Annotated in this window: 20 protein-coding genes; 7 read left to right on the top strand and 13 right to left on the bottom strand. The window is 75.1% G+C overall.

Annotated features, from left to right (window positions below; genetic code table 11):
* Window positions 1-191: 191 nt before the first annotated feature.
* Entirely contained in the window at window positions 192-407 is a 216-nt protein-coding gene (locus ABZ914_RS08295; RefSeq protein WP_500192356.1) for a hypothetical protein, read from the bottom strand.
* A gap of 80 nt (window positions 408-487) precedes the next feature.
* On the opposite strand from ABZ914_RS08295, the gene ABZ914_RS08290 reads away from it, so the two are divergent.
* Window positions 488-868 carry a YchJ family protein gene (locus ABZ914_RS08290; RefSeq protein ID WP_190868327.1) on the top strand — a complete coding sequence of 127 codons (381 nt, stop codon included), beginning with the start codon at window positions 488-490 and terminating at the stop codon, window positions 866-868.
* A gap of 132 nt (window positions 869-1,000) precedes the next feature.
* Window positions 1,001-1,651, top strand: coding sequence for a hypothetical protein (locus tag ABZ914_RS08285; RefSeq protein ID WP_500192355.1), 651 nt, complete (start codon window positions 1,001-1,003; stop codon window positions 1,649-1,651).
* 90 nt (window positions 1,652-1,741) lie between these two features.
* Here ABZ914_RS08285 and ABZ914_RS08280 read toward each other — a convergent pair whose 3' ends face one another.
* From ABZ914_RS08280 to ABZ914_RS08240, 9 genes are all read right to left on the bottom strand, one after another.
* Window positions 1,742-2,149 (bottom strand): cupin domain-containing protein, encoded by a 408-nt coding sequence (locus ABZ914_RS08280; protein WP_190868330.1) that lies wholly within the window; start codon window positions 2,147-2,149, stop codon window positions 1,742-1,744.
* Window positions 2,150-2,971 (bottom strand): phosphoenolpyruvate hydrolase family protein, encoded by an 822-nt coding sequence (locus ABZ914_RS08275; RefSeq protein ID WP_500192354.1) that lies wholly within the window; start codon window positions 2,969-2,971, stop codon window positions 2,150-2,152.
* Complete coding sequence (locus ABZ914_RS08270; RefSeq protein ID WP_500192353.1) at window positions 2,968-4,293, bottom strand: Tm-1-like ATP-binding domain-containing protein; 1,326 nt, start codon at window positions 4,291-4,293, stop codon at window positions 2,968-2,970. The genes ABZ914_RS08275 and ABZ914_RS08270 overlap by 4 nt, the downstream gene beginning before the upstream one ends.
* 98 nt (window positions 4,294-4,391) lie before the next feature.
* Window positions 4,392-5,090 (bottom strand): ABC transporter ATP-binding protein, encoded by a 699-nt coding sequence (locus tag ABZ914_RS08265; RefSeq protein WP_190868333.1) that lies wholly within the window; start codon window positions 5,088-5,090, stop codon window positions 4,392-4,394.
* Window positions 5,087-6,022 (bottom strand): ATP-binding cassette domain-containing protein, encoded by a 936-nt coding sequence (locus ABZ914_RS08260; RefSeq protein ID WP_190868334.1) that lies wholly within the window; start codon window positions 6,020-6,022, stop codon window positions 5,087-5,089. The genes ABZ914_RS08265 and ABZ914_RS08260 overlap by 4 nt, the downstream gene beginning before the upstream one ends.
* A gap of 57 nt (window positions 6,023-6,079) precedes the next feature.
* Window positions 6,080-8,731: an FtsX-like permease family protein gene (locus tag ABZ914_RS08255; protein ID WP_500192352.1), complete on the bottom strand. Its 2,652-nt coding sequence runs from the start codon at window positions 8,729-8,731 to the stop codon at window positions 6,080-6,082.
* Window positions 8,728-12,063, bottom strand: coding sequence for an ABC transporter permease (locus ABZ914_RS08250; protein ID WP_500192351.1), 3,336 nt, complete (start codon window positions 12,061-12,063; stop codon window positions 8,728-8,730). Before ABZ914_RS08250 ends, ABZ914_RS08255 begins: the two co-directional genes overlap by 4 nt.
* A gap of 143 nt (window positions 12,064-12,206) precedes the next feature.
* Window positions 12,207-13,472: an alpha/beta fold hydrolase gene (locus tag ABZ914_RS08245; RefSeq protein WP_500192349.1), complete on the bottom strand. Its 1,266-nt coding sequence runs from the start codon at window positions 13,470-13,472 to the stop codon at window positions 12,207-12,209.
* Window positions 13,473-13,537: 65 nt separating this feature from the next.
* Window positions 13,538-14,167 (bottom strand): TetR/AcrR family transcriptional regulator, encoded by a 630-nt coding sequence (locus ABZ914_RS08240; RefSeq protein WP_190868338.1) that lies wholly within the window; start codon window positions 14,165-14,167, stop codon window positions 13,538-13,540.
* Window positions 14,168-14,239: 72 nt separating this feature from the next.
* Between ABZ914_RS08240 and ABZ914_RS08235 the strand changes: the two genes are divergently transcribed.
* Together ABZ914_RS08235 and ABZ914_RS08230 are read left to right on the top strand one after the other, a co-directional pair.
* Window positions 14,240-15,025 (top strand): ABC transporter ATP-binding protein, encoded by a 786-nt coding sequence (locus tag ABZ914_RS08235; RefSeq protein ID WP_500192348.1) that lies wholly within the window; start codon window positions 14,240-14,242, stop codon window positions 15,023-15,025.
* Entirely contained in the window at window positions 15,022-15,792 is a 771-nt protein-coding gene (locus tag ABZ914_RS08230) for an ABC transporter permease (protein WP_500192347.1), read from the top strand. Before ABZ914_RS08235 ends, ABZ914_RS08230 begins: the two co-directional genes overlap by 4 nt.
* A gap of 76 nt (window positions 15,793-15,868) precedes the next feature.
* Here the strand turns inward: ABZ914_RS08230 and ABZ914_RS08225 are convergent, their stop codons facing one another.
* Complete coding sequence (locus ABZ914_RS08225; protein WP_500192346.1) at window positions 15,869-16,810, bottom strand: Sco1979 family transcriptional regulator; 942 nt, start codon at window positions 16,808-16,810, stop codon at window positions 15,869-15,871.
* Window positions 16,811-17,082: 272 nt separating this feature from the next.
* On the opposite strand from ABZ914_RS08225, the gene ABZ914_RS08220 reads away from it, so the two are divergent.
* Together ABZ914_RS08220 and ABZ914_RS08215 are read left to right on the top strand one after the other, a co-directional pair.
* Window positions 17,083-17,436: a YciI family protein gene (locus tag ABZ914_RS08220; protein WP_500192345.1), complete on the top strand. Its 354-nt coding sequence runs from the start codon at window positions 17,083-17,085 to the stop codon at window positions 17,434-17,436.
* Window positions 17,437-17,676: 240 nt separating this feature from the next.
* Window positions 17,677-18,933, top strand: coding sequence for an RNA polymerase sigma factor (locus tag ABZ914_RS08215; RefSeq protein WP_500192357.1), 1,257 nt, complete (start codon window positions 17,677-17,679; stop codon window positions 18,931-18,933).
* On the opposite strand, the gene ABZ914_RS08210 is transcribed toward ABZ914_RS08215, so the two are convergent.
* Window positions 18,927-20,096, bottom strand: a complete 1,170-nt coding sequence (locus tag ABZ914_RS08210) for an FAD-dependent monooxygenase (RefSeq protein WP_500192344.1) — start codon at window positions 20,094-20,096, stop codon at window positions 18,927-18,929. The genes ABZ914_RS08215 and ABZ914_RS08210 overlap by 7 nt on opposite strands.
* A 140-nt stretch (window positions 20,097-20,236) precedes the next feature.
* Window positions 20,237-20,815 (bottom strand): TetR/AcrR family transcriptional regulator, encoded by a 579-nt coding sequence (locus ABZ914_RS08205; RefSeq protein WP_500192343.1) that lies wholly within the window; start codon window positions 20,813-20,815, stop codon window positions 20,237-20,239.
* A 209-nt stretch (window positions 20,816-21,024) separates the two neighbouring features.
* Here ABZ914_RS08205 and ABZ914_RS08200 point away from each other — a divergent pair, with 209 nt between their 5' ends.
* The gene (locus ABZ914_RS08200) at window positions 21,025-21,963 is read left to right on the top strand and encodes a threonine/serine dehydratase (RefSeq protein ID WP_500192342.1); all 939 of its coding nucleotides are present in this window, start codon (window positions 21,025-21,027) and stop codon (window positions 21,961-21,963) included.

The raw sequence follows: 21,963 nt of genomic DNA, 5'->3' as shown, positions 1-21,963 counted from the left end.
CCGCCAGCGGCGGCGCACCCCGAGCCCCGCCCCGCCCCCCGCCCCGGGCGCTCGGCCACCGGGCCTCCCGCCGGCCGGCGCTCGTGCCTGGCCGGTCCCAGCGAGGGCGATCCGGCGGCGGCGGTCGGGTGGCGGTGGCGCTCCGGCGGCGGTGAGCTCGTCCCCGGGCGAGGTCCGGCGCGGTGCTCTGCTCAGCTGGTGTCGATCGAGCGCTGCTGGCCCGGGTATCCGGGCTTCTGGGCGGGGAGCCCGACCATCTCGTCGTCGAGTGTTCCGGCGGTGAGCGGCTCCTCCGGCGGCTCGGGAGCGGGGTCGTCGGGCTTCGCGCCGGACGGCGGGGCGTCCACGGGCCCGCCCGCGTTCACCCCCTGTGACTCGACGAGGTCGTCCTCATGCTCTTTGTGCATGTTCGTCCCTTTACCCGCCATGAAGCGGAATAGCCGGACGTCAGGCGGGGACCGCCGCGCGGCTGCGGGAGAATCGCCGCATGGCGAAGAAGTGCCCTTGCGGGACGGGGGCCTCGTACGGGGAATGCTGCGGCCGGCTGCACCGGGGCGAGGCGGCGGCGCGGACGGCCGAGGAGCTGATGCGGTCGCGGTTCAGCGCGTTCGCCGTCCGGGACGAGGCGTACCTGCTGGAGAGCTGGCATCCGGCGACGCGGCCGGAGCGCGTCGACACCGATCCCGGGACGCGGTGGACGCGGCTGGAGATCGTCCGGACCGAGGACGGCGGTCCCGGCGACGCCAAGGGCGTCGTGGAGTTCCGGGCGCACTACACGGCCGGCGGCCAGGACGGGGTCATGCACGAGATCAGCCGGTTCGTCCGGCACGACGACGCGTGGGTCTACGTCCGCGGCAAGGTCGCGTGACCCCCGCGCGGGGGAGGCCGGACGGCCCCTGAGGGGCAGCGGCTTCGGCCGCGCGGGGGAGGTCCGGGGCCCGCGGCGGCTGCGACGTTGGGGACGCGGGCGACGGGCGCCCGCGGCGAAGGGAGACCCCATATGTCGCATCGGAAGATCGCGGTCGCGGCGGCCGCTCTCGTGGCGGCCGGCGCGGTCGGCGGCGGGACGGCTATGGCGCAGGAGGGCGGCGCGCCCGCCCCGCGCGAGTCGCACGTCACCGGCGACGCCTGGCTGAAGTACCCGGGCGATCCGGAGTACCCGTACCGGCGGTTCGTCGTGGACGCGCACGGCGGGCCGTGGAAGTTCGTCAACGGCAAGATGGTCATGGGCGCCGCCCGCGGGACGGTCCGGTTCGACCACTTCGCTCCGGACGCGCCGGGCGGGCCGTCCACGCACCACTGGGGGACGATCAAGGTCGACTACCTGATGGCGTCCGGGCCGGTGGCGGTCGTGTCGGGCATCCGGCAGGACGACGAGCACGGCATCCCGCCGAACGAGAAGCGGGCCAACCTGACCTTCTACCAGTCGCCGCGCGGCCACCGGTTCGACCGGATGGGCTTCTCGTGGGGCGTGGTGTACCCGCAGTGCCAGCAGATGGGCGGCGGGCCCGCGCCGTTCAGCCCGGCCAGTGCGGGCCCGGACGGCCGCTGGCTGAAGGGCTACACGGTCAAGGCGGCTCCGCTGGAGATCCCCACCGGCGCGATCCAGGCGCCGGACCACCCGGCGGACTGCTCCTTCGCCGACGGGTAGCGCTCCCCCGCGTCCCGGAACGGCGGCTCAGGCCCGGCGCCACTCCGGTCGGGCCGAGCGCCACTCCGGTCAGGCCGAGCGCCACTCCGGTCAGGCCTGGCGCCATTCCGGGACGGTCCCGGCCTCGTGGAGGCAGAAGTCGGGCGCGCCTTCGAGGGCCTTCTCCTCGCCGCCCGGCGTGTACGTGACGATGAGGCGGAGCGGCCGCCACGTCGTGTTGTAGGTGGAGTGCCACGCGCCCTTCGGGATGTGGACGGCGTCGCCCTCGCGGATCGTGAACGGCTCGCCGTCGTCCACCATCTGCTCCGCCTCGCCGGAGACGACGTAGATGACCTCCTCGGCGTTCGGGTGGTTGTGCCGCGCGTGCCCCTTGCCGGGGTTGACGATCACCTCGCCGAGGGTGCTGCCCGCACCCTCGACGGTGGACGGGGTGACGAACCACTTGATCGAACCCCAGTCGAACGCCATCGTGGACACGTCGCCGGGCGTCACGTGCATTCAGATCTCCAGCTTCTTGAAGGCGGCCACCTGCTCGGTGATGGCCCGCTCGGTCGGCAGCCGTTCGACCGAGGAGGCCCCGAAGAAGCCCACGACGCCCTCGGTGCGGGACAGGACGTAGGCGGCGTCGTCCGGTTCGGCGATGGGGCCGCCGTGGCACAGGACGAGCACGTCGTCGCGGACCTCGGCCGCCGCGTCCCTCATGGCCTGCACCTTCGCGACCGCCTCGTCCAGCGTCAGGGCGGTGCCGGCGCCGATGCTGCCCTTGGTGGTGAGCCCGACGTGCGGGACGAGGACGTCCGCGCCGGCCTCCGCCATCGCCCGCGCCGAGTCCTCGTCGAAGACGTAGGGGGCGGTGACGAGGTCGCGTTCGTGGGCGAGCCGGACCATCTCCACTTCGAGGTCGTAGCCCATGCCGGTCTCTTCGAGGTTCTGCCGGAACACCCCGTCGTAGAGGCCGACGGTCGGGAAGTTCTGCACCCCGGCGAACCCCATCGCCTTCAGCTGGTCGAGGAAGACGGGCATCACCCGGAACGGGTCGGTGCCGCACACGCCCGCAAGGACGGGGGTGTCCCGGACGACAGGCAGCACCTCGGACGCCATTTCGACGACGATCTGGTTGGCGTCCCCGTAGGGCAGCAGGCCCGCGAGGGAGCCGCGGCCCGCCATCCGGTAGCGGCCCGAGTTGTAGATGATGATCAGGTCGACGCCGCCGGCCTCCGCGCACTTCGCGGACAGGCCCGTGCCCGCTCCGGCGCCGATCACCGGCTTGCCCCGCGCGACCGACGCGCGCAGGCGTTCCAGGACGGTCTGACGGTTCACTGCGCTCCCCCTGCGTTCGTCTCGTGTCCGGCGTTCGTCCGGTGTCCTGCGTTCGACTCGTGTCCGGCGGATGCCTCGTGCCCCGCGTTCGCCTCGTGTCCCGCGTGCGGCCCGTGCTCCGTGATCAGCTCGTGCAGCCGGTCGGCCATCGCGCGGCCGAACGACGGGTCGTTGATGTCGACGTCCAGCCGCTCCGTCGCGACGGCGCCGTCCATCGCGGCGAAGCAGGCGGCGTCGGCGTCCGGGTCGTGGAACGGCATGCCGGGCACGTCGAGCGCGGACACGCCGCCGAGCGGGAGGAACAGCACGGTCGGCCCGGTGGCGGCGGCGAGCTTCGCCGCGACCCGCCGCCCGAGTTCCGCCATCTCGTCCGGCGTCGTCCGCATCAGCGTCACGGTCGGGTTGTGCACGTACAGGTTGCGGCCGGCGAACCGCTCCGGGACGGTGTCGCGCGGGCCGAAGTTCACCATGTCCAGCGCGCCCGGCGCCACGACCTGCGGGATCCCGTGCCGTCCCGCCGCGGTGAGCCGGTCCGGGCCGGCCGACAGGACGCCGCCGACCAGGTCGTCCGCCAGCTCCGTCGTCGTGAGGTCGAGGACGCCCGCGATGAGGCCGCTGTCGACGAGGCCCTCCAGCGCGCGCCCTCCGGCACCGGTCGCGTGGAAGACCAGCACCTCGTAGCCGAGGTCGCCGAGCCGCTCGCGCGCCGCGTCCACCGCCGGGGTCGTCACGCCGAACATCGACGCCGCGACGAGGGGCCGCTCGTCCGCGGGCTCCGGCGGCGCGTCGGCGCGGGCCTTCGCCATGCCCGCCGCCGCTGCCGCCGCGTTCCCGAGGATCAGCCGCGACACCCGGTTCACGCCCGCGATGTCGACGACGCTGTAGGTCATCGTCACGTCCTTCGCGCCGACGTACGGCGCCACGTCCCCGGACGCCATCGTCGACACGATCAGCTTCGGCAGCCCGATCGGCAGGTCCCGGACGGCGCGCGCCGCGATCGACGACCCGCCGCTCCCGCCGACCGCGAGGACCGCGTCGGCCCGCCCTTCGGCGACCAGCCGGGCGAGGACGACGGCCGCGCCCTCGCCCATCGCCGTGACGGCCGCGCCCCGGTCCCCGGCGCCGCGCAGTGCCGCGATCGTCGTGCCGCCCGCCTCGGCGACCCGTTCCGCGAGCACGTCGGCCGCGACGTCCGCCGCCGGCTCGCCGACCCCGGCGTCCACGAGGACGACCTCGCAGCCCAGCTCGCGGAGCCGGTCGCGCAGCCACGCGTACTCCGCGCCCTTGGTATCGAGCGTCCCCACCAGCACCACGGTCGCCACACCGCACCTCCCGTCCCTGACTCCACCGAGATCCTGCCCTCGCCCCGCTTCCGGCAACCGGCCGGACACGCCGTCCCGACGCCCCGCCCCGCCGCGGATCACCCCGCCGCGGGCACCGGCGCTTCGCTGATCTTGCCGTCCTCCAGGTTCAGGACGCGGTCGGCCTCCGACAGCAGCGCCTGGTCGTGCGTGGCGACCAGCACGGTGACGCCTTCGCCGGCGACGATCGCGCGCAGCAGCGGCATGATCGCGGCGGCGGTCTCGGAGTCGAGCTGGCCGGTCGGCTCGTCGGCGAGCAGGAGGCGGGGCCGGTTGGCGAGGGCTCGGGCGATCGCGACGCGCTGCTGCTGCCCGCCCGACAGCTCGTAGGGGCGCTGCGCGGCGTGGTCGGCGAGGCCGACGAGCGCGAGCAGCAGCCGGACGCGCTCGTCCCGCTCGGCCGGCGCGGTCCGGGTCAGCCGCAGCGGGACCTCGACGTTCTCGGCGGCGGACAGCACGGGGATCAGGCCGTGCGACTGGAACACGAAGCCGATGTCGTCGCGGCGCAGCGCGAGCAGGTCGTCCTCCGACAGCGCGCCGATCTCCCGGCCGTCCACGCGGACGGTGCCGCCGTCCGCGGTGTCCAGGCCGCCGATCAGGTTCAGCAGCGTCGTCTTGCCGGACCCGGACCGGCCCCGGATCGCGACGAGCTCGCCGGGCTCGATCCGGAACGAGGCGCCGCGCAGCGCGGGCACCTCGACCTTCCCGGCGCGGTAGGTGCGGACCAGGCCGTCGACGGCGACCATCGGCTCGGTCATGCGTCCTCCTCGCGGGACCGGTCGGGCCAGACGCCGACGTGGTCGTCCTCCAGCGCCAGCCGCACGCGCTCGCGCATGTCCAGCGCCTCGGTGAAGCCGCGCGGGAGCTGGACGCGTCCGGCCCGGTCGAGGACGGCGTACTCCTCGGCGGTGCGGGTGCCGTCCGAGGCGTCGCGGCGGCGGACCTCGCTGCTGGTGCGGCCGTCGCGGATGCCGACGGTGCGGTCCACCCGCTCGGAGACGCCGGCGTCGTGCGTGACGATCACCGTGGTGGTGCCGAACTCCTGGTTGACCCGGCGGAACGCGGCGAACACCTCGGCGGCGGTGGCGGTGTCGAGCTCGCCGGTCGGCTCGTCGGCGAGCACGACGTGCGGCTCGTTGGCGACCGCGACAGCGATCGCGATCCGCTGCTGCTGGCCGCCGGACAGCTCCGCGGGGCGGCGGCCCGCGCAGTCGCCGACGCCGAGCATGCCGAGCAGGTCGGCGGCCCGGGTGGCGCGCTCGCGCCGGGACCGCCCGGCGAACCGCATCGGCAGCTCGACGTTCTGCACGGCGGTCAGGTACGGCAGGAGGTTGCGGGCGGTCTGCTGCCAGATGAACCCGACCTGCTCGCGGCGGAACGCGAGCCGCTCCTTCGCGGACATGGTGAGCAGGTCGGACCCGGCGACGCGGGCGACGCCGGCGGTCGGCACGTCCAGCCCGGACAGGATGTTCAGCAGCGTGGACTTGCCGGACCCGGACGCGCCGACGAGGGCGATCAGCTCCCCCGGGTCGACGAGGAGGTCCAGGCCCTGCAGCGCGACGACCTCGATGCCCTCGCTCTTGTAGATGCGCACGAGGTTGTCGCAGACGATGTGCGCGCCCTCGCCGTAGGCGGGGCCGCGTTCGACGGCGCGGCGTTCGAGTTCCGCCAGGTCCGGTGCGTCTACCACGGCTCCGCCTCCATGCGGGGGCACGGCCCCCGCGCTCCCCGGTTCGCTTCGCTCATCTCAGTCCCCCGTTCTCAGGACGTCGCCCAGGGCCGGGCGGTCGAAGGCGCGGTCGACGGCGAGGGCCGCCGCGGCGGCGAGCAGCAGCGCGGCCAGCAGCCCCAGCAGCGCGGCGAGGCCGGGCGTGTGGCCGGTCGCGGTGAACCCGGACGTGTACGAGCGCAGGTCGACGACGGGACCGGTGATCTCCGGCAGCAGCAGCCCGAGGACCCAGCCGGCGGCGACCGCGCACAGCAGCACCGGGGCGATCTCGACGAGCGCGAGGGCGCGGCTCTGCCGCCGGTTCAGGCCGAGGACGCGCAGGTGCGCGACGGTCCGTCCGCGTGCGCGCGCGCCGACCACCAGGACGAGCAGGACGGCGAGCAGCCCGTACGCGCCGCCGATCAGGGCCGCGTTCCGGAACGTGCGGTGCACGAGGTCGACCATAGGGACGGCGGTCATGCCGTGCAGGACGTCGCGGCGCAGCTGCACGTCCCTGGGGGCGCCCTTGGGGGCGGCGGCGTCGAGCACCTTGCGCAGCGCGGCGACGTCGACGTGGTCCCCTCTGACGAAGAGCTCCGTGGGGTAGTTGCCGGATCCGAACGTCTTGTACGGGACGACCACGAAGGCGGATCCGGTGTCCATGGACGGGAACCGCTCGATCGTCGCGTCCGGCTTGAACCGGAACGGGTCGATGTAGTGGCTGCTGAGGGTGACCGCCCGGGATCCCGAATCGAGGATCCCGGCGGCGCCGGGCGAGACGAGCTGCCCGTGCGACGCGTCCGGGATGCCGGGAACGCCGGGGAACGCCGCGCGGTAGGCGTCGAGGTCGATGCCGACGACGGTGATGGGGGCGGGCTCGCCCGGCCCGGTGACCTGCGGGACGACCCGGGCCGGGACGACGGCGGTGACGCCCTTGACCGCGCGCGCTTTGGCGACCACGCCCGGGTCGAGGCCGGTGGAGCCGATGCGGACGTCGCCGCCGACGACGCTGTAGGAGGCGCGGACCTGCCCGTGCCGCAGCGCCGTGTCCACGGTCGCGCTGAATCCGGCGACGGCGGCGGCGAGCAGCAGGATGACCAGCGGCAGCGCGCCGACCACGCTCTGCCGGGACGCGCGCGCGAGGCCGACGAACCAGACGGCGCCGCGGCCCCGGCGCAGCAGCGGCGCGGCGGCGCGCAGCAGGTACGGGTAGGCGCGCAGGACGAGCATGCCAAGCGCGGCGCCGAGCAGCACGGGGACGGCCGCGACGAGCGGATCGTCGCCGGACGCGCCGCCGCGCTGCCGCAGCACCACGACACCCGCGACCGCGACGACGGCGAGCAGCAGGTCCAGGACGAGGCGGCGCGGCGACGGGCGCGCGGTGGTGAAGTCGTCGCGGCGGGCGCCGCCGGCGGAGCCGAGGCCGCCGCCGCGTTCGCGCAGCACCATCGCGCCGGACAGCGCGAGCACGACCGCGACCAGCGCGGCGACCGCGGCGAACGAGCTCGCCTGGGGCGGCCCGGTGTCGAGCAGGAGCCCGGCTGCGGTGCCGAGCGCCGCGGCGGGCACGACGGCGAGGGCGGTGAGGCCCCCGGCGTACCGCGCGAGCTGGCGGAGCGAGGCGCCGCGGGCGCGCATCGTGCCGAGGACGGGCCGGAGCCGTTCACCGAGGAGGCCGGCGGCGAGCAGCAGCACCCCGGCGCCGACGGCGAGCAGCCCCGCCAATGCCATCCCGAGAACGGACTGCGCGGTGCGGAGCCGGCCGAGGAAGGCGCCGAGCCGGGCTTCCAGCGGGGTCTCCACCGTGCACGCGAACAGTCCGGCGTGGCCCTGCACCGCGGCGCTGTAGGAGTCGAGGTCGGCGGCGATGGCGCGCGCGCGGCCGGTGTCGACCGAACCGGTCCGCACCGGGAACCGCCAGGTGAAGGTGAAGCCCCGCCGGGAGTCGGCGGCGATCATGGTGTAGCCGCCGGCGTCCGTCAGCGCGGTGCCGTGCGCGGTCCTGGTGCCGTCGCTGCCGAGGATCCGCTCGGTGGGCTGGAGCAGCGAGGTGCGCGACGCCCAGTAGGCGTCGCGGGGGTTCATCGGCGCGTAGAGCCCGGCGATGCGGACGTGCAGCGGGTCGGGGATGTCCTTGTCGGAGAGGTCGAGCCGGTCGCCGACCTTGTAGCCCATGGCGTCGGCGTACCGCTGGGCGACCATCACCTGGATCTCCGGCGTGGAGGCGCCGGGGTTCAGCGGAGGCTGGTTCACCGGCGGGCGCCCGGCGGTGATCATGATGCGCTGGTCGGCCCCCGGGTCCCAGCCGAGGGCCAGTTCCCGCGGTTCGGTGAACCGCCCGGCGATCTTCTGCGGGGAGTCCAGGGCGACGGACGCCTCGGGCGGGCCCGTGACGGTCCGCAGCGCGCCGGGGAGGAGCTGCTGCCAGGTGAACGCGTTGGCGGTGAGCGCGCCCTCGTTCGGGACGGCGCTGGAGGCGGCGGTGCCCTTCGCCTTGCCGACCACCCTCAGGTCGGAGTCGGTGCCGACGGTGACGGTGGCGTAGCGGTCGTACCCGGCGGCGGTCGCGGCCGGGACGGCGACCGCCAGCACCGCCGTCACCAGCGTCAGCGCGGCGAGCGCGGCCAGCGGCGCCCACTGCGTGCGGGCCAGCCGGAGCCAGGGCCCGGCGTGCAGGGCTCGGCGCATCATTCCTCCCCCGCGCGCAGTCCGGCGCCGACGTCGCGGCGGCGCAGGACCCGGATGACCGGCGGCAGCACGAGCCCGAGGACGGCGGCCGTCCCGGCGAGCATCGCCGCGACCAGCGGCCACTGGACGATCAGGACGGCCGGCGGGTAGGGCTTGGTGGCCTGCACCCCGACGACCAGGTGCGGGACGACCAGCCGCGCGACGATCAGGCCGAGCGCGGTGCCGCCGGCGAGGCCGAGCACGACGAGGAACGCCTGCTCGACGGCGAGCATCCCGGTGACCTGGCGGGGATGGACGCCGAGGGCGCGCAGCACCGCGAACTCGCGGGACCGCTGCCCGGCGGTGACGGCGGCGTTCACGACGAACGCGATGACGGCGAAGGCGAGCGCGGAGCCGAAGCCGAGGACGAGCGCGCCCTGGAGCGCGGCGCCGAGCGGCGCGTCGCGCAGCCGGGAGCGGAGCGCGGCGCGGTCGCCGGTCACCTCGCCCCATTCGCGGTGCGCGCCGGCGGCCTTGGCGGCGGGTCCGGTGCGGTCGCCGCGGACAGACGCCCACCATTCGCCGGGCCGGGTGCTGTCGGGGCCGGCGCGTCCGGCGGCGAGCCGCTCCTGCACGAGGGTGGGCAGGTCGACGAGGACGCCGGGGGCGCCGGGCGTGGTCGTGGGCAGCGCGCTGACGATGCCGATGACCTTGACGGGCTGGTCCCCGTCGACGGTGCTCAGGGTGAGGGTGGCGCCGACGCCGACCTTCGCGCGGGACGCGGCGGCGCCGGTGATGATGCCCGGCACGACCGGCTGGAGGTGCTCGTTCTGGTCGCCGTGGGACGGTGGCGCGCCGGTGCCGAGCACCGCGTGGACGTTCGTCCCGCTGGCGAGCCGGAGGCTGCCGAACACGACCTCGCCGGGCGGGCTCGCGGGGATCGCGATCTCGGCGAGCCCGGGGCCCTTCCCCAGCTTCGGGCGCGACGGGTGGGCGGGGTCCGCCGGCTCGGCGAAGACGTCCCAGCGCGCTCCGGCGGGCATCGCGGCGTCGCCGGTCCCTTCCCCCCGGACGTGCTCCAGGGTCAGATCGAGGGGCCCGCTGTACCCGTTGTCGTCGTAGGAGTAGTGGAGGGCGCGGACCGACAGGGGGTAGCTCAGCACGCCGCCGGGCCCGGCGAGGGCGGCGGTGTCGACCGCGACGGTGTGGGTCCTGCCGTCCGCGGGGATGCCGGTGAGCTGGACGCGGGCGGTGACGCCGCGGGCGTCGGCGACGGTCGCCTGGGCCTTGTACGCGTCGACCGGCGGCGGGACGGTGCCGTCCGGCAGCGGCGAGGCGGAGCCGGTGCGCTTCAGCCGGACGTCAAACAGCAGCCGCGCGGGCCTGCCGGGGACCGTGAGCGCGGGCGCCTTCGGCCGGGCCGCGGCCAGCTCGCCGAGCGCCAGGCCGTCCCGGAGGTCGGAGCGGATCCGCAGCATCGTCCCGAGGCGCTCGGCGTCGGCGGCGAGCATGGTCGCGGACGCGGTGCCGACGGCGCCCTCGACGCGCAGCACGCCGGTCACGGCGGTGACGCCGGGCAGCGCGGCGACCCGTCCGCCGCCGCCGAGCGCGGTCGGCGCGAAGACCCCGACCGGCGCGCTGACGCGCAGGTCGGCGCCGCTCTGGAAGTCGGCCTGGTCGGTCTGCGAGCGCCGCCAGGTCGCCATCGTGGTGACCGACAGCACCCCGACGGCGATCGCCATGACCAGCAGCAGGACGGGTCCGGCGTAGCGCAGCGGGCGGCGGCCGACCTGCCGGGCGCCGAGCGCGGGGGCGAGGCCGCGGCCGCGCGCGGCGACGCGTTCGGCGGCGCCGGACGCGACGGGCACGACGCGCAGCAGCAGGACGGCGCCGGCGAGCAGCCCGAGCGCGGGCCCGGACACGATGACCGGGTCGACGCCGGACGCGCCGCCGGACGCGCCGGTCCCGTCGACGCCGTACCGGGTGAGCTGCCAGATCGCGAGCGAGGCGACGAGGAGCAGCGCGAGGTCGGCGCCCGATCCGACGAGCCCGCCGCGGCGGTCGCGGCCGATGCCGGCCTGCGCCTCGACGAAGGTGCGGTTGGCGCCGCGCAGCGTCGGGACGGTGAGCGCGACGGCCCCGGCCAGCGCGGTGGCGACCGAGACGCCGTACAGCGGCGCGAGGGGGCCGGCGTCGAGCCGCAGCCCGGACGCGCGGATCGCGGGCGCCCATCCGGCGAGGTGCAGCAGCGGCCCGGCGAGCAGCGGACCGCACACCGCGGCGGGCAGCACGATCAGGGCGCCCTCGGCGACGCCGAGCGCGGCGAGCTGGCGCATGCCGAGGCCGCGGGTGCGCAGCAGCGCGACCTCGCCGCGCCGGTGGTCGGCCAGCAGCCGGGCGACGAGCATCCAGGCGCACCCGGCCAGCAGGATCAGCTGGAGCACCGGGATCAGCATCGTGGACCGGGTGACCCGGACCGCGTCGGCGAGCTGGGAGGCGAGCATCGGCAGGCTCGTCACGACGGTGTACTGGGCGCCGCCGGCGGCCTTCTGGACGATGGCGGCGCTGCGGGCGGCGCGGTCGCCGAGCCCGTCGAGGTCGCCGGTGTCGATGCGCCGGAGGTCCGGCATGACCGTCCACCGGACGTCCACGCCGGTGCCGGTGAGGCGGGCGGCGAACACGTCCTGCGGGACGACGAGCGGCCCGTAGGTGGTGTAGTCGCCGTGCTCGGCGCCGGTGGTGATCAGCTGGTCGCCCTGCCAGAAGTAGTCGTCCGGGCGGGGCACCTCGAACAGCCCGACGATCCGGGCGCGCACGACCGACTTCTTGTCGACGCGGCCGTGCAGGGTGAGGACGTCGCCGACGGAGGCGTGCACGGACCGGGCGGCGGCGGCCGGGAGGGCGGCCTCCATCTCGGCGTCCTTGCCGGCTCCGGCGCCCGGCGAGGGCCAGCGCCCCTGGGCGAGGCGCGCGTGCCGCTCGATGCCAGTGTAGGTCGCGAACGCGGTCAGCTGGGGATGCTCGATCTTCTCCTGCCCCGGCAGGGTGTAGGAGTCGCTGCGGACGCCCATCGAGACCGTCAGCGGCACGTCCCGGTAGATCTGCTCGAGCGCGCCGTCCACCTGGTGCTGGGCAGTGGTGAGGCCGCCGGCCGGGACGTTGGTGCCGAGCGTCGTGCCGACCGTGGCGAACGTCGCGTCGGCGAGCGTGCGCCGCAGTCCCTCGCGCGTCACCGAGCCCGCGTAGCCGACGAGGGCCGCGAGGACGGTCGTGGCGAACAGCGCGGTGGCGCACGCGGCCAGCACCAGCGTGCGGTCCGCGGCCATGCGCCTGACGACGAGCCCCCGTTGCCCCATAGCCGCACATGATCAATGGGTGTGATCCGGACAACAAGAGCTGACGTTGTTTCTTTTACCTATCGCAACATTTCCGGTACTTCACCATGATCTGGACAGATCGGCCATGTCTCCGGCGGGCCGGCCCACACGCGTGCGGGCGCTCACGCCTCGCCGTTGCGGAGGGCGATGAGGCGGTCCAGGACGTTCGCGTCCGCCGACAGGCCGTTGTGCGCGTACTCGCTGGTCACCCACGTCCGGATCCCCGGGATGGCGGCGGCAGTCGCCATCGACATCTCGCGGTCCACGTACATGTCGTCGTAGTAGACGGCCGCCGCGACCGGAACGGTCGTGGACGCCAGCCGTTCCGGGTCGTAAAGGGCGGGCCATTCGTGCGCCGCCACGAGGTCGGCGCACTCGCGCAGCGGGACCAGCGCGGGGTCCTCCTCGAAGAAGGACGGGAAGATGGTCTCGCCCAGGAAAAGGAACGGCTCGGCCTGCGGCGCGAACTCGGGGAACTCCTCGGCCACCCGGGCGGCCGACCAGTTCGACGCCGTCCCGTTGCTGACGCACGATTCGTGGATGAGCGCGTAGAGCGGCTGCGCGGCGAACGACACGATCGCGTTCACGCCGTGCAGGAACGTGTCGGAGAGCCGGCCGTCCGCGATGAACGCCTCTTCCATCAGGTAGTGCAGATTGTCGAACTGCGCGGAATGGCCGAGCCCGATGCCGGCGCTCTGGAACCGGCGGGCGGTCAGCCGCTCCCCGCCCGGCAGGCGCTCGTCGGCCCGGTCCAGGTGCGCGGCGATGCGGCGCGCGACGTCCTGGTCACCGGGGTAGCGGGCGAAGTAGCGCGCGTTGGCCGCGGCGATCCGCCGGTACGCCGCCCGGTACCAGTCGTCGGGCGTCGCCGTCAGGCTCGGCAGCCCGCCGGTGACGAACGCCTCGCTCAGCCCCTCCGGCGCGATCGACAGGTACGTCACCGTGCAGAAGCCGCCGAAGCTCTGCCCGAGAACGCTCCACGGCCGGTCCCCGGCCAGGTGGCGGCGCAGCAGCTCCGCGTCCCGGACGATCGAGTCGGCACGGAAGTGCCGCAGGAGCTCGGCGGCGGCCTTCGGGTCGGCCGGGAGCGTCTGCCGGTTCAGCGGCGTGCTGCGCCCGGTGCCGCGCTGGTCGAGCAGCAGCACCCGGTAGTCCTGGAGGGCGCGGGCGAGCCACGCCGCGGGCATCGCGCCAGGGCGCGGCGACTTGTTGCCGGGCCCGCCCTGCAGGTAGAGCAGCCACGGCAGGTCCGCGCCGCGCTTCCCGGGCGCGACGACCTCACGCGCGTAGATCCGGATCGCGGGACCGGACGGGTCGCCGTGGTCGAGCGGCACGTCCAGGAAGTGGTCCGTGCACGCGTACCCGGGCCGGGTGAACGAGTTCGACATCCCCCCACTATCGCCGACGGCCGTGCCGGGGCCGGCCGGCGGGCGGATCAGGGGCGGCGGGACGGTCAGGGGCGGCGGGCGTAGTCGAGGACGCGGGGGCCGAGGACGTCCTCGATGGCGTCGAGGAGGCGCAGGAGGGCCGCCGCCGTCCTCTCGGGGTCCTCGCGGGCGTCGGTGCGCCTGCCGACCTCGCTCAGGACGTGCGCGTGCAGCCAGCCGATCTGGCCGGCGACCAGCGCGGGCAGCGGGTCGCCGGAGGCGGCGCCGGTCTCGGCGGCCAGCAGGTCGGTGAGGGACGCGGTCATCCGCACGGCGATCTCGTCGAGCCGCGCGATGAGCGTCGGGGCGGCGCGCATCATCGCGTAGAAGCCGGCGAAGCCGGGGGTGAGGCCGAGGGACGGGTCGCGGCGCCCGACCTCCTCGCGGAGGCGCCGCAGGACGGCCTCGGCGGCGGACTCCCCGCGCTCGCGCTCCCGGACGATCCCGGCGAGCCGGTCGCCGTGGTGCGGCGGGAGGACGAGGTCCTCCTTGGCGTCGAAGTAGTTGTAGACGGTGTTGACGGAGACGTCCGCGGCGGCGGCGACCTCGGCGATCGTCACCCGGTCGAAGCCGCGCTCGACGAACAGCGCGACGGCCGCGTCCGCGATGCGCCGCCGCGTCTCCCGCTTCTTCCGGTCCCGGAGCCCCTCCGCCATGCGGACACTGTAGCGGGACGCAAAGTTTAAGTCGATTGCAAGTTTGCAGTCCGTTATGGTTTTATCGCCGCCATGTCCACGCCAGTCATCAGCGCCCGCGGCCTGACCCGGACGTTCGCCCTCAAGTCCGGGCCCGTGCACGCGGTGCGCGGCATCGACCTGTCCGTCCCGCCCGGCGAGATCCTGGGGTTCCTCGGGCCGAACGGCGCGGGGAAGACGACGACACTGCGGATGCTCACCACGCTGCTGCCGCCGACCGGCGGCGAGGCGGAGGTGGCGGGATGCGACCTGCGCCGCGACCCGGCCGGCGTGCGCCGCGCGATCGGGTACGTCGCGCAGGCGGGCGGGCTCGACCCCGCCTGCTCGGTGCTGGAGGAGCTCGTCACGCAAGGGCGGCTGCACCGGCTGGGCCGCGCCGAGTCGCGGGAGCGGGCCGAGCGGCTGGCCGGCGACCTGGCGCTCACCGACCTGCTGGCCCGGCCGGCCGGCGCGCTGTCCGGCGGGCAGCGGCGGCGGCTGGAGATCGCGCTCGGGCTCGTCAACCGGCCGGCGGTGCTTTTCCTGGACGAGCCGACGACCGGGCTGGACCCCGGCAGCCGCGCCGAGCTGTGGGACCTCGTCCGCCGGATCCGGGACGAGCACGGGACGACCGTCTTCCTCACCACCCACTACCTGGACGAGGCCGACGCGCTCGCCGACCGCATCGTGGTCGTCGACGCGGGGACGGTCGTCGCGGAGGGCTCCCCCGCCGCCCTCAAGGCCCGCTATGCGGGCGACCCCGCCGCCAGCCTCCAGGACGCGTTTCTCGCCATCACGGGGCGCGGCGCCCCGGGCGAGCGCGCGCCCATCGCGATATGAACCGGAGAACCCTGATGCGCGAGCTCCTCGCCGATACCGGCGTCATCTTCGGCCGCTGCATGCGGGCGACGACGCGCTCCAAGACGAACCTGCTCTTCGGCATGCTGCAGCCGCTGCTGTTCCTCGCCCTCTTCGGGCCGCTGCTCACCCGGCTCAGCCTGGGTGTGGACGGATCGTCGTGGCAGGCGTTCGTCCCGGGCGTGCTCGTCCAGCTGGCGATCCTCGGCGGCTCGTACGTCGGGCTCGGCATCATCGTGGAGCGCGGCCAGGGCGTCATCGACCGGATGCGGGTCACGCCGGTGCGTCCGGCGGCGCTGCTCCTCGGCCGGACGCTGCGGGACGTGGTGCAGCTCGCGGTCCAGGCGGCGCTGCTGGTCCTGCTCGGGCTCGCGTTCGGGTTGCGGGCCCCGGTCTCGGGCGTGCTGATCGGGTTCGCGTTCGTCGCCGTGCTGTCGGCCGCGCTGTCGGCGCTGTCGTACGGGCTGGCGATGAACGTGCGGACGCCGCCGGAGTTCGCGGCGATCGCGAACACGGCGGGGATGCCGCTGATGCTGCTGTCCGGCCTGCTGCTGCCGATGACGCTGGCGCCGGGGTGGCTGGACGGCGCGTCCCGGGCCGTCCCGTTCCGGTACACGGTGGACGCCGTCCGGCAGGCGTACCTCGGGCACTACACGAGCGGGACGTTCGCGGCCGGCGCGGCGGTGACGGCGGCGTTCGCGGCGGTGTCGCTGACCGCCGGGACCTGGCTGTTCCGGCGCGGCGGCTGAGCCCGGACACGAGCGAGGCCGCGCGGGCGGCCACGCGGGCGAAGGCCGGCCAGCAGGAGCCGGCCCGCCCGCGGGGTCAGATGCGGGCGAGGAATCCGGCGATGACGTCGGGCGTGCGGGCGGGCGGCTCGGCCTGCACGCCCAGCCGGTTCAGCGCGTCCCGGTACCGCGTGACGTCGGACGCGCGGTCCGGGTACAGCGCGCCGGTGAGCTGCTCCAGGTACACGACGTCCGGCAGCTCCGGCTCGGCGAACCGGAGCAGGGTCACCGGACCGCTCTCGGCGGCGTGCCCGCCGGCGGCGAACGGCAGCACCTGGACGGTGACGTTCGGCAGCCGCGAGATCTCGATCAGGTGCCGCAGCTGCTCGCGCATCACCTCGGGGCCGCCGACGACGCGGCGCAGCGCGGCCTCGTCCAGCACGGCCCACAGCTTCACCGGCTCGGGCCGCTCCAGCACGAGGCGGCGGCGCATCCGCAGCTCGACGCGGCGGTCGATCTCCTCGGCGCTCGCGCCGGGGTACCGCGCGGCGATGAGCGCGCGGGCGTAGCCGGGGGTCTGCAGCAGGTCCGGGACGTTCTGGACCTCGAACACCCGGATCAGCACGGCGCCCTGCTCCAGGCCGAGGTACGGCTCGAACCAGCCGGGCACGACGTCGGCGTACGGCTGCCACCACCCGGGCCTGTTCGCCTGCTCGGCCAGTTCCAGTAGCGCCTCGCGGCGGACCGGGTCGTCCACCCCGTAGAGGGTGAGCAGGTCGGCGACGTCGCGCTCCTTGAACCCGACGCGGCCCAGCTCCATCCGGCTGATCTTGGAGTGCGAGCCGCGGATCTCGTAGCCGGCGGCCTCGGTGGAGATCTCGGCGGCCTCGCGGAGCCGGCGCAGCTGCGCGCCGACGACCATGCGGAGCACGGTCGGCCCCGACGCGGCGGTGCCCGCCGGAACGGTGCCGGACGGGACGGGCGCACCGGGCCCGGACGCCTCGGGCGGCGCTTCCGGTCCGAGTCTCGGGTCTCCCACGGGACGCCTCCTCCGGCGCACGGCGACGTGCCTTCCGCAAAGAAGTTACCCGTCCGCGGGCGCGTTGCCCAATGCACTCCGGCGGACCGTTTTGTGAGATTCTCAGGCGATTCTTCCGGCACATCGCGGGCGAAACGGCGCTGACCTGGCAGGATACGAGCCGGCAAGAAAATCCCGAAAAAAGTCGCGGCGGATGTCGATCCGGCCCGCTCCCGCTCGACGCGTCAGTGAGGCCGGGAAGGACCCGGCCCGCCAGGACGACGGAGGCACCGATGCGCTTCATGATGATGACCACGGACGACGGCGAGCAGCAGGGCGCCCCCGACGAGGCGATGATGGCGGAGATGGGCGCGTTCATCGCCGAGATGTCCGCGGCCGGCGTGCTGCTGGCGACCGGCGGCCTGGAGCCCGGCGGCACCCGCATCAAGGCGTCCGGCGGCAAGGTCACCGTCACCGACGGCCCGTTCGCCGAGGCCAAGGAGGGCGTCGTCGGCTTCGCGCTGGTCGAGGTGCGGTCCCGGGAGGAGGCCGTCGAGCTGTCCAAGCGCTTCTTCCAGATCGTCGGCGACGGCGAGGGCGTCATCCAGCAGGTCTTCGGCCCGGGCGACGAGGTCCCCGGCGCCTGATCGGCCGACCGCCCGGCCCCCTCCCGGCGGTGCGGGCGGTGACCTGCGAGGAGGCGACGTCCGGGTTGCGCGGCGGGCGGCGCGGGTGCTGTCATCGGCACCGTGACGCCATCCGCCGCCCCCGACGCGCCCGACGCCCCGGACGCGCGCGACACGAGCGACCCGGGCTCGGGCGCTCCGGGCTCGGGCGCCCCGGAACCATCGCGCGCGGCCGCCGCGGGCGCGGGCCGTCCGGCGGGCGTGCACGCGAGCATCGACGCGGTCTGGCGGCTGGAGTCCGCCCGCATCATCGCCGGGCTGGCCCGGCTGGTGCGCGACGTCGGCCTCGCCGAGGAGCTCGCGCAGGACGCGCTGGTCGCCGCGCTCGAACAGTGGCCCGAGTCGGGCGTCCCGGACAACCCGGGCGCCTGGCTCATGGCCGTCGGCAAGCGCCGCGCCATCGACCGGATCCGCCGCGAGCAGCGGCTGGAGACCAAGCTGGAGGAGCTCGGGCACGGCCTGGAGCCCGAGGCGCGCGAGGCGCCGCCCGAGTTCGACCTCGCCGCCGACGACGAGCACATCGAGGACGACGTGCTCCGGCTCGTCTTCACCGCCTGCCATCCCGTGCTGTCCACGCAGGCCAGGGTCGCGATGACGCTGCGCATGCTCGGCGGCCTCACCACCGAGGAGATCGCCCGCGCGTTCCTGACCTCCGAGCCGACCGTCGCGCAGCGGATCGTCCGGGCCAAGCGGACGCTGTCGGAGGCCGGCGTCCCGTTCGAGGTGCCGGAGGGCCCCGACCGGGCCGCCCGGCTGTCGTCGGTGCTGGAGGTCGTCTACCTGATCTTCAACGAGGGCTACGCGGCGAGCGGCGGCGACGACTGGGTCCGCGCGGACCTGTGCCAGGAGGCGCTGCGCCTCGGCCGCGTCCTCGCCCACCTCGCGCCCGGGGAGCCGGAGGTGCACGGGCTCGTCGCGCTGATGGAGATCCAGGCGTCCCGCATCCGCGCCCGCACCGGGCCGTCCGGTGAACCCGTCCCCCTGCACGAGCAGGACCGCGCCCGCTGGGACCGGCTGCTCATCCACCGCGGCTTCGCCGCGCTGCTGCGCGCGCGCGAGATCGGCGCGCCGCCCGGCCCGTACGTCCTGCAGGCCGCGATCGCCGCCTGCCACGCGCAGGCAGCCACCGCCGCCGACACCGACTGGGCGCAGATCGTCTCGCTGTACGGGCACCTCGCGCGGGTCGCGCCGTCCCCGATCGTCGAGCTGAACCGGGCCGTCGCCGTCGGCATGGCGGACGGCCCCGAGGCGGGCCTGCGGCTCGTCGACGCCATCGCCGGCGAGCCGGCGCTGCGCGGCTACCCCCTGCTGCCCGGCGTCCGAGGCGACCTGCTCGCCCGGCTCGGCCGGACCGCCGAGGCCCGCGCGGAGTTCGAGCGCGCCGCGGACCTCACCCGCAACGCGCCCGAACGCCGCGTCCTGCTCGACCGGGCCGCCGCCCTGCACGGCGCTCAGTAGTCCTGCACCGTGAACGCGTTGACGATCTCGCCGAAGTCCTGGAAGTCGACGACCTCGGTGTCCTCGCCCACCTCGGCGTCGCGCTGCGCGTCCACCCGCGCCTTGTTCGTCAGCGCCAGCTCCTGGTTCGCCGCGACGTACCCGCGCAGCTCCCGCTCGTAGGCCGCGAACGCCGCGCGGTGGTCGCCGCCCGCCGCCTTCAGCTCGCCGGCGAGGACGTACGCGCCGACCATCGCCATGCTGGTGCCCTGCCCCGACAGCGGAGACCCGCAGTACCCGGCGTCCCCGAGCAGCACGACGCGGCCCTTCGACCACGCGTCCATGTGGATCTGCGCCATCGCGTCGAAGTGGAAGTCCGGCGCGTCCCACATCGTCTCCAGCAGCCGCGGCAGCTCCCAGCCGCCGCCCGCCAGCGCGTCCGCGAGGATCTTCTTCTGCGCGGCGGTGTCGCGGTGGTCGAAGGCGAGCGGCTCCTTCGACTCGAAGCCCAGGTAGACGCGGACCTCCTTGTTGCCGCGGACGCTCATCACGCCGCCGCCCCACGCGCTGCCCGGCATCTGGTGGAAGACCTGCCAGCGGTCCAGGCCGAGGAAGTTCGGCGCCGTCCACACGCCGAGGTAGGTGCCGAGGTGCGAGATGAACCGCTCCTCCGGCCCGAAGACGAGCCGCCGCGTGTGGGAGTGCGCGCCGTCCGCGCCGACGACCAGGTCGAACGTCCGGGTCGTGCCGCTGCGGAAGGTCACCCGCACGCCGTCGTCGTCCTGCTCCAGCGCGGCGATCGAGTCGCCGAACAGGTACTCGACGCCGTCGCCCGCCGCGTCCGCGAGGATGCGCGAGAGGTCGTCGCGGAGGATCTCGACGTCCGGGCCGCCGAGGTCGCCGGCGGTGATGGTGCGCTCCTCGCTGCGGTACAGCTCGGCGCCGTCGGCGTCCACCATCGACATCCCGCGCATCTGGACGCGCCGCTCGCGGACCAGGTCCAGGATCCCCATCCGCTCGGCCACCTCCAGCGCCGGGCCGCGCACGTCGATCGCCTGCCCGCCGGCCCGCAGGCCCTGCGTGACCTCGACGATCGTGACCTCGAACCCGTGGCGCTTCAGCCAGTACGCCAGGGCGGGGCCGCCGATGCTCGCGCCGGAGATGAGGACCTTGGTGTTCTCCATGAGTGACTCCCTCTCAGGGGCGGGAAGTGCTTCCCGCCGTCACTCGGGAGACTGGCGGCGCCCGCTGACCGCGCCCGCACCGTCCGCTGACGGGGCTGGCACGGGCGCGCGGTCACGAGGGGGCGGTCACCGGCGGGCGGTCACGAGCGGGAGGCGGCGTGGGCGGCGTCGATCTGCTCCCAGGCGACCTGCAGCAGGGCGGCGCGCTTCTCCTCCGGCGTCCCGTCCATGGAGGAGATCGCGAAGGTGCCGAAGTAGACGGTGAACAGCGCGCTGAGCGACCGGACGCGGTCCAGGACGGGACTCTCCGGGTCGGTGAGCAGCGTGCCGAGGTGCTGCATGCGGTCGCGGAAGGTCTTCGGCGCCGTCCGGCCGCGCAGCGCCGCCTGGTTCTCCTGGAGGAACTGGAAGACCGGGGCCCACTCCTCCAGCGCCTCGTTCAGGCGGCGCAGCAGCTCGCGCCGGGTCTCCAGCGTCGCGGGCTGGGCGCGGGCCCAGGCGATCAGCTCGTCCAGCCGCTCGCCGATGCCGCCGACGAGGGCGTCGAGGATGTCCTCCTTGGTGCGGAAGTGGTAGTAGAGCGCGGCCTTGGTCACGTCGAGCCGCTCGGCGATCTCCCGCAGCGAGGTCTGGTCGTAGCCGCGTTCGAGGAAGAGCTCCAGCGCGACGTCCAGGATGCGTTCCCTGGTGTCCTTGCGACGCGTCTGCGGCTTGCCCACGGTATGCCTCTCCTCCGGCCGTCCTGCCCCGTCCTCCACCGTATCGCGGCAACTTACTTGACGCCCGGCTAGTTAGCGCGGCTAGCGACCGGGCCCGGCCGCCGCGGGGGCGCCGGGGACCCCACGGAACGCGCCATCCGCCAGGAGCGTTCGGCCAGGATGGTACTGATGATGGATGCGGACGCCGCGTCCGCGGAGAGGAGCCCCCCGTGATCGCGCTTCCGGACGTCCAGGCCGCCGCCGGCCGCGTCGCCGGCCGCGTCCGCGAGACACCGCTGCTCGGCGTGGACCTCGGCCCGCTCGCCCCCGCCGGGCGGATGTGGCTGAAGCTGGAGCAGGCCCAGCACACCGGGTCGTTCAAGGCGCGCGGCGCGTTCAACCACATCCTCGCCGCGCGGGACGGCGGCCGGCTCCCGGAGGCCGGCGTCGTCGCGGCGTCCGGCGGCAACGCGGGCCTCGCGTTCGCCTACGCCGCCGCCGAGGTCGGCGCGCCCGCGGAGGTGTTCGTCCCCGAGACGGCCCCGCCGGTGAAGGTCGCGCGGCTGCGCGCGCTCGGCGCCACCGTCGTCCAGGTCGGCACCCGCTACGCCGAGGCGCAGGACGCCGCCACCAAGCGCGCCGCCGACACCGGCGCCCTGTTCTGCCACGCCTACGACCAGCCCGAGGTCTGCGCCGGGCAGGGCACCCTCGGCCTGGAGATCCTCGACCAGACCGGCGGCGAGGTCGACACGGTCCTCCTCGCCGTCGGCGGCGGCGGGCTGATGGCGGGCGTCGCCGCCGCCCTCGAAGGCCGCGCCCGCGTCGTCGGCGTCGAACCGGAGACCATCCCGACCCTCGAACGCGCCCTGCACGCGGGCCGCCCGGTGGACGTCCAGGTCTCCGGCGTCGCCGCCGACTCCCTCGGCGCCACCCGCCTCGGCGACATCGCCCACGCCGTCGCGACCCGCACCGGCGTGGTGCCGGCGCTGGTCTCCGACGAGGCGATCATCGACGCGCGCCGCTTCGTCTGGGAGGAGTACCGGCAGGTCGTCGAGCACGGCACCGCCGCCGCCGTCGCGGCCCTCCGCACCGGCGCCTACCGCCCGTCCCCCGGCGAGCGCGTCGTCGTCGTGCTGTGCGGCGCCAACACCGACCCGTCCGACCTCTGA

The sequence above is a fragment of the Spirillospora sp. NPDC046719 genome, assembly GCF_040645715.1.
In the GTDB taxonomy this organism is placed as follows: Bacteria; Actinomycetota; Actinomycetes; order Streptosporangiales; family Streptosporangiaceae; genus Spirillospora.
The sequence above is the reverse complement of the archived record's forward strand: the minus strand, read 5'-3'. Positions and strand labels throughout refer to the sequence as shown.